The following is a 6,424-nucleotide window of genomic DNA, read 5'->3' on the forward strand; positions in this document are numbered from 1 at the left end:
CCGACCGGGCGGGCTCTTAACGGACCATCATAGCCCGGTTAATGCGCCCTGAACCGCAGTCGTACCGCCGGGCCTGCCGCACCGTCGCGGGCCGGCGGGCGTGACCCCCCGACGCGCTCGGGCCGGAGCAACGCGCGAGTCAGGTCGGCTCAGCGCGGTAACGCGCTCAGGCCGGTACGTACAGCTCGTCGATCTCGGCGCGACGCGGGAGCGCCACCGACGCGCCGAGCTTGCGGACGCAGGCGGCGCCGGCCGCCGACGCCCAGCGCACGGCGTCGATCAGGTCGCGTCCCTCGCCCCAACCGACGGCCAGCGCGGCGGTGAACGCGTCACCGGCGGCGGTGGAGTCGACCACGTCGACCCGTACCGCCGGCACGTGCACCTCGGCGCCGTCCCGGTCGACGTACCAGGCGCCCTCACCACCGAGGGTGAGCACGGCCCGGGGGGCCAGGTCGAGCAGCGCGCGGGGCTCCTCCCGACCTCGGCCGGCGAGTGCCTGCGCCTCGCCCTCGTTGACGACCAGCAGGTCCACGGCGGCGAGCAGCTCGGGCGGGAGGTCCCGCGCCGGGGCGGCGTTCAGGATGACCCTGGTGCCGGCGTCGCGGGCGGCCACCGCGGCGGCGGTCACGGTCTGCACCGGGATCTCCAGTTGGGCGACCAGGACGTCCGCCGCGCGCACCGTGGCGAGCTCCTCCTCGGTGAGGCCGACCAGGGCGTCGTTCGCGCCGGGGGTGACCACGATGGCGTTCTCCCCCTGGGCGTTGACCATCACCAGCGCCACCCCCGAGGCGCCGTAGACCACGCGCAGCTGACTGGTGTCCACGCCGGCCGCCGTGATGCGGGCCTTGAGGGTGACGCCGAAGGCGTCCGAGCCGATCGCGCCGAGGAAGGTGCAGGAGGCGCCGGCCCGGACCGCGGCCACGGCCTGGTTGGCGCCCTTGCCGCCGGGCACCATCACGAAGTCGGTGCCGAGCATGGTCTCACCCTGTCGCGGCAGGGCGGGTGCCATCGCGACGAGATCCATGTTGGCGCTGCCCACCACGGCGACCCGGGTCTGCGGCACGGCCGTCTCCGTCCGTCCGGCGCTCAGGCGGCGCGAGCCGTGAAGCGGTCGCCCGACCGCTCGACCACCAGTGGCAGCCCGAAGGTCTTGGAGAGGTTGTCACCGGTCAGCGTCTCGGCGAGCAGACCCTGGGCGACCACCCCACCCTCGCGCAGCAGCAACGCGTGGGTGAACCCGGGCGGGATCTCCTCGACGTGGTGGGTGACCAGCACCATCGCCGGGGCGTCCGGGTCGTACGCCAGCTCGGCCAGTCGGGCGACCAGGTCTTCCCGACCACCCAGGTCCAGTCCGGCGGCGGGCTCGTCGAGCAGCAGCAGCTCCGGGTCGGTCATCAGGGCACGGGCGATCTGCACCCGCTTGCGCTCGCCCTCCGAGAGGGTGCCGTAGCGGCGTTCGGCGAGGCCACCGACGCCCAGTTGGCTCAGCAGTGCCCGCGCCCGCGCCTCGTCGCCACGGTCGTAGTTCTCCCGCCAGCGGCCGACCACCGACCAGGCGGCGGTCACCACCACATCGCTGACCCGCTCGTCGGCGGGCAGTCGCTCGGCGATCGCGGCGGTGGTGAGCCCGATCCGGGTACGCAGCTCGTTGACGTCGGTGCGGCCGATCCGTTCGCCGAGCACGTGCGCGACACCCGTGGTGGGGTGCAGCCGGCCGGCGGCGAGGTTGAGCAGGGTGGTCTTGCCGGCGCCGTTGGAGCCGAGCACGACCCACCGCTCGTCCAGTTCGACGCGCCAGGTCAGATCCTGCAGGAGGGCGGTGCCAGAGCGGCGTACGCCGACGCCGTCGAGGCTGACCACCAGATCCGGGTCCACGAAAGCGGCGGCAGGCGCGGCGCCGGCAGCGCCGGGGATCAGGTCACCAGTCACCGCACCATCCAACCACGCAGCGCCGGGGCGCCCCCCATGGGCGGCACCTCGGCCATAGGGTGAAGCGCCGTGTCGTTGATCACCAAGCCCGAAGGACGGCCCATGCCCCGTCGAGGTACGGAGCCGCGCGGATGAGCGCGGTCATCGAGATCGAGGGTCTGCGCAAGACCTTCCACAGCATGCGCAGCGGCCGACGGGTGGCGGTGGACGGGTTCGACCTGCTGGTCGAGGAGGGCCAGGTCCACGGTTTCCTGGGGCCCAACGGCTCGGGCAAGACCACCACCCTGCGGGCCCTGCTCGGGCTGGTACGCGCCGACAGCGGCCGGATGACGGTGCTCGGCGAACCGTCGCCGGAGCTGCTGACCCGGGTGGCCGGCCAGGTCGGCGCCATCGTGGAGAGCCCGCAGTTCTTCGGCAACTTCACCGGGTACCGCACGCTGCGGTTGTTGGCCCGCGCCGGTGGGGTGCCGGTCTCGCGGGTGGACGAGGTGCTGGAGCTGGTGGGCCTGCACGACCGGGGCGACGACCGGGTGCGGGGCTACTCGCTGGGCATGAAGCAGCGCCTCGCGGTGGCGTCCGCGCTGCTGAAGGACCCGCGGTTGCTCATCCTGGACGAGCCGGCGAACGGGCTGGACCCGGCGGGCATCCGGGAGATGCGGGACCTGATGCGGTCGCTGGCGGCCAGCGGGGTGACCGTGCTGGTGTCCAGTCACATCCTGGGCGAGATCCAGCTGATCTGCGACCACGTCACGATCATCTCCCGGGGTCGGCGGGTCGCGACCGGCCGGGTGGACGAGGTGCTGGCGGGCCATGACCGGCACGAGTTCCTGGTCCGGGTGGCCGAGCCGGAGCGGGCCGTCGAGCTGCTGCACGCGGCCGAGCTGACGGCGGTCGTGGACGGCGGGGCGTTGGTGGTGGGCGGGGTGAGCGACCCGACGGTGGTCAGCCGGGTGCTCGGTGAGCAGGGGCTGTGGGTGGGCGAGTTGACGCCGCTCCGGCCGGATCTGGAGAGCGTCTTCCTGGAGCTGACCGGCGCGTACGAGCATCCGTCGGTGCCCCGGCAGGTCGACGACTCGTCGCTGCCGCAGGGCGAAACTGTGATCGACCTCGATCGGGGAGTGGACGCGTGAACCTGGTGCGTGCCGAGTTGGAGCGACTGTCCGCACGTCGCTTCGTGCAGCTCATGGTCGTCCTCCTGGTGTTGGCGTTCGCCGTCACGGCGGCGACCACGATGGCCGGCTCCCACAAGCCGACCGCCGGTGAACTGAATTCGGCGCGGGCGCAGGCCGCCGAGGCGCGGCGCGACCTGGAGGCCACCCACCAGGAGTGCCTGAACCGCCAGAACGGCACCTTGCCGGCCGACACGGACAAGTACTTCCCCAGTGACTGCTCGGAGGTCGACCCGATCCGGCAGGAGCGGCTGCCGATCCCCGCCGACTTCCTGCCGGGGGTGTTCACCTTCGCCGAGCAGGCCCGGCCGCTGCTGTACTTCCTCATCGCGTTCCTTGTGCTCTTCGGGTTCCTGGTCGGCGCCTCCTACATCGGCGCGGACCTGACCTCGGGCGGCGTGGTGAACCTGCTGCTCTGGCGACCGCGCCGGATGACGGTGCTCGCGGCGAAGTTGGGCACCCTGCTCGGCACGGTGCTGGTCCTGGCCCTGCTGGCGTCGGTGGCCTACCTCGCCACGTTCTGGGTGATCGGGCAGACCGCCGGGCTGCCGGGCCGGCTGGACGGTGAGTTCTGGCGTTCCCTCGGCGCGGTGCACGGCCGCGGGCTGGTGCTGGTGCTGCTGTCCTCCGCGCTGGGCTTCGCGATCGCCACGCTGGGCCGGCACACGTCGGCGGCGCTCGGCGCGCTCGCCGCGTACGCGGTGGTCTGGGAGTTGGGCGGCCGGCTGGTCCTGGAGATCGTCGACGCGCCGAAGTCGGACCTGTTCATGGTCTCCAGCCACATCGGAGCGTGGCTCAACGGCGGGGCGCGGTTCTACGACGAACAACTCTGCCGGGGCAGCATCGACGGCCCCTACTGCGAGGGGTTCTACACGGTGACCTGGGCGCCGGCGCTGTTGGTGCTGCTGGCGATCACCGGCGGGCTGACCGCGGCGGCGTTCGCCATGTTCCGTCGTCGCGACCTGATCTGAGGCTTCACCGGGCCGCCCGTCCTGCCACGGGCGGCCCGCCGGACCGGTCCGACCGGCGTGCGGCAAGAGCTTGCACCCTGCGAACGCTCGGTGAAATATTCCTTCACATGACCGCCGCAGCGGGCTCAGCCGACGGTGGAGCCGAACACCTCGTCGCGCACCGCGTCCAGGGCGGTGCGCAGCGCGCCGTGCAGGATCGGCTCCTCGGTCAACCCGGTCGGCACCACTCGCGGCTGGACCAGCGTGATCGCCGCCACCTCCTGCTGCACCCGGTCGGCGAGCGCCGCGCCACCGGCCTGACCCACCTCGCCGGCGAGCACGACCAGCGGTGGGTCCAGCACCACGCAGGTGCTGGCCACGCCGAGCGCGAGCCGACGAGCCAGTTCGTCGAGCATCGGGCCGCCGTCGGCGCCGGCCGCGACGGCAGCGCGGACCGCCTCGGCGGCGTCGGCGTCCGGGTAGCCGTGCTCGCGGGCCACCGCGCGCACCGAGTCCGCGCCGACCAACTGCTGGAAGGCCGGCTTGGCGCGACGGGAGACGTCGCGCGGGATGGGCGCGCCGGGCACCGGCAGGTAGCCGATCTCGCCGGCCGCACCGCTGCTGCCGTGGTGCAACCGCCCGCCCAGCATGATCGCCAGGCCGACGCCGGCACCCACCCAGACCAGCACGAAGTCCGACAGCCCCTGGGCGGCGCCGGACTGCGCCTCGGCCACCGCGGCCAGGTTGACGTCGTTCTCGAAGACCACCGGCGTGTGCAGGTCGTCCCGCAGGGCGGCGAGCAGGCCGCTGTGCCAGCGCGGCAGGTTGAAGGCGAAGGTGATGTCGCCGGTGCCCGGGTCGACCAGGCCCGGCGTGCCGAGCACGATCCGTCGTACGCTGCTCAGCTGCGCCTGGGCGCTGCTCGCCGCCTGCACCACGGCGTTGTGCACCACGCCCACCGGGTCGTCGGTGTCCCGGGTCGACTGCTCCACCCGGCCGATGACCGCACCGGTGATGTCGGCGCACGCGGCCACCACCCGGTCCGGCCCGACGTCCACGCCGACCACGTGCGCGCTGCCGGGGCGGACGGCGTAGAGCTGGGCGTTCGGCCCGCGCCCGCCGGCCTGCTCGCCGACCCGCGCGACGAGGCCGCGCTCCTCCAACCGCTCGACCAGTTGCGAGGCGGTGACCTTCGACAGCCCGGTCAGCTCGCCGAGTCGAGCCCGGGTCAGCGGGCCGCGTTCGAGGAGCAGCTCCAGCGCGGCACGGTCGTTGAGCGCCCGCAACAGACGGGGGGTGCCGGGCAGCCGGGTCGCACTCATGACACGTCCTCTAGTTTTAGTAAACTTTGCTAACTGTAAACCGACCTGCGAACGGGTAGCCGTAGCGTAACGGCCACTCGACGGTGGGACGCTCCGCCGAGTCGGCAGGGCCAAGACCACCACCGGTACGACGTTTCGTACCCGCGGGGCACCGAAGGGGGAAGATCACGTGGGGTTGGATCCAGGACTGCGCCGGCTGGCGCTGGGCACGCTGCTGGCCGCGTACCCGGGACCGGTCCCGCCGGACTGGGCGGTCGACCTGCTGGCCGAGGGCCTGGCCGGGCACACCCTGTTCGGCACCAACGTGCACGACCCCGGGCAGGTGGCGGCGAGCACCGCCGCGCTGCGCGCCGGGCGGCCGGACGCGCTGATCGCCATCGACGAGGAGGGCGGCGACGTGACCCGGCTGGCGCACGCCACCGGCAGCCCGTACCCCGGCAACGCCGCCCTGGGGGCGATCGGCGACGTGGCCCTCACCCGACGGGTCTACCAGTCGATCGGCGCGGAGCTGGCCGCGCTCGGCATCACCGTCAACCTCGCCCCCACGGTGGACGTCAACACCGCCGACGACAACCCGGTGATCGGCACCCGGTCCTTCGGCGCGGATCCGGTGCGGGTGGCCGCCCACTCGGCCGCCGCCGTGGCCGGGCTCCAGGCCGCCGGCGTGGCCGCCTGCGCCAAGCACTTCCCCGGGCACGGCGCCACCGTCACCGACTCCCACCACGAGCTGCCCACCGTGGACGCTCCGCTGGGCCTGCTCCGCCAGCGGGACCTACCGCCGTTCGCGGCCGTCGTCGCCGCCGGGGCGCGCGCCGTGATGACCGCGCACATCCGGGTGCCGGCGCTCACCGGCGCCGACCCGGCCACCTTCAGCCGGGCCGTCCTGGTCGACCTGCTGCGCACCGAGTACGGCTTCACCGGCACCGTCATCACCGACGCACTGGAGATGAAGGGCGCGGCGGTGGCCGCCGGCGGGGTCGGGCCGGCCGCGGTCCGGGCCCTGAGCGCGGGCGCCGACCTGCTCTGCATCGGCGCGAAGGTCGACGCCGAGCTG

6 protein-coding genes are annotated in these 6,424 nt (G+C 73.5%); 3 read left to right on the forward strand and 3 right to left on the reverse strand.

Annotated features, from left to right (window positions below; all coding sequences use genetic code 11):
- Nucleotides 1–166: 166 nt before the first annotated feature.
- On the reverse strand, nt 167–1,063 hold the full coding sequence (locus tag PSH25_RS11400; protein ID WP_238659062.1) for a ribokinase: 897 nt from the start codon (nt 1,061–1,063) through the stop codon (nt 167–169).
- Between the two features lie 23 nt (nt 1,064–1,086).
- Complete coding sequence (locus tag PSH25_RS11405; RefSeq protein ID WP_238659063.1) at nt 1,087–1,929, reverse strand: ABC transporter ATP-binding protein; 843 nt, start codon at nt 1,927–1,929, stop codon at nt 1,087–1,089.
- A 131-nt stretch (nt 1,930–2,060) separates the two neighbouring features.
- Here PSH25_RS11405 and PSH25_RS11410 point away from each other — a divergent pair, with 131 nt between their 5' ends.
- Nucleotides 2,061–3,059 carry an ABC transporter ATP-binding protein gene (locus PSH25_RS11410; RefSeq protein WP_238659064.1) on the forward strand — a complete coding sequence of 333 codons (999 nt, stop codon included), beginning with the start codon at nt 2,061–2,063 and terminating at the stop codon, nt 3,057–3,059.
- Nucleotides 3,056–4,069 (forward strand): ABC transporter permease subunit, encoded by a 1,014-nt coding sequence (locus PSH25_RS11415; RefSeq protein WP_238659065.1) that lies wholly within the window; start codon nt 3,056–3,058, stop codon nt 4,067–4,069. Before PSH25_RS11410 ends, PSH25_RS11415 begins: the two co-directional genes overlap by 4 nt.
- 125 nt (nt 4,070–4,194) lie before the next feature.
- On the opposite strand, the gene PSH25_RS11420 is transcribed toward PSH25_RS11415, so the two are convergent.
- Entirely contained in the window at nt 4,195–5,370 is a 1,176-nt protein-coding gene (locus PSH25_RS11420) for an ROK family transcriptional regulator (protein WP_238659066.1), read from the reverse strand.
- Between the two features lie 169 nt (nt 5,371–5,539).
- Between PSH25_RS11420 and PSH25_RS11425 the strand changes: the two genes are divergently transcribed.
- The coding region (locus PSH25_RS11425) for a glycoside hydrolase family 3 N-terminal domain-containing protein (protein ID WP_308193656.1) at nt 5,540–6,424 on the forward strand (885 nt) is incomplete at its 3' end.

Source organism: Micromonospora foliorum (assembly GCF_022229015.1).
Classification (GTDB): domain Bacteria; phylum Actinomycetota; class Actinomycetes; order Mycobacteriales; family Micromonosporaceae; genus Micromonospora; species Micromonospora foliorum.

Bases quoted from the DNA above. Each gene is read 5' to 3' on its own strand.
- PSH25_RS11410 (WP_238659064.1), top strand. From the start codon at position 2,061: ATGAGCGCGGTCATCGAGATCGAGGGTCTGCGCAAGACCTTCCACAGC.
- PSH25_RS11420 (WP_238659066.1), bottom strand. From the start codon at position 5,370: ATGAGTGCGACCCGGCTGCCCGGCACCCCCCGTCTGTTGCGGGCGCTC.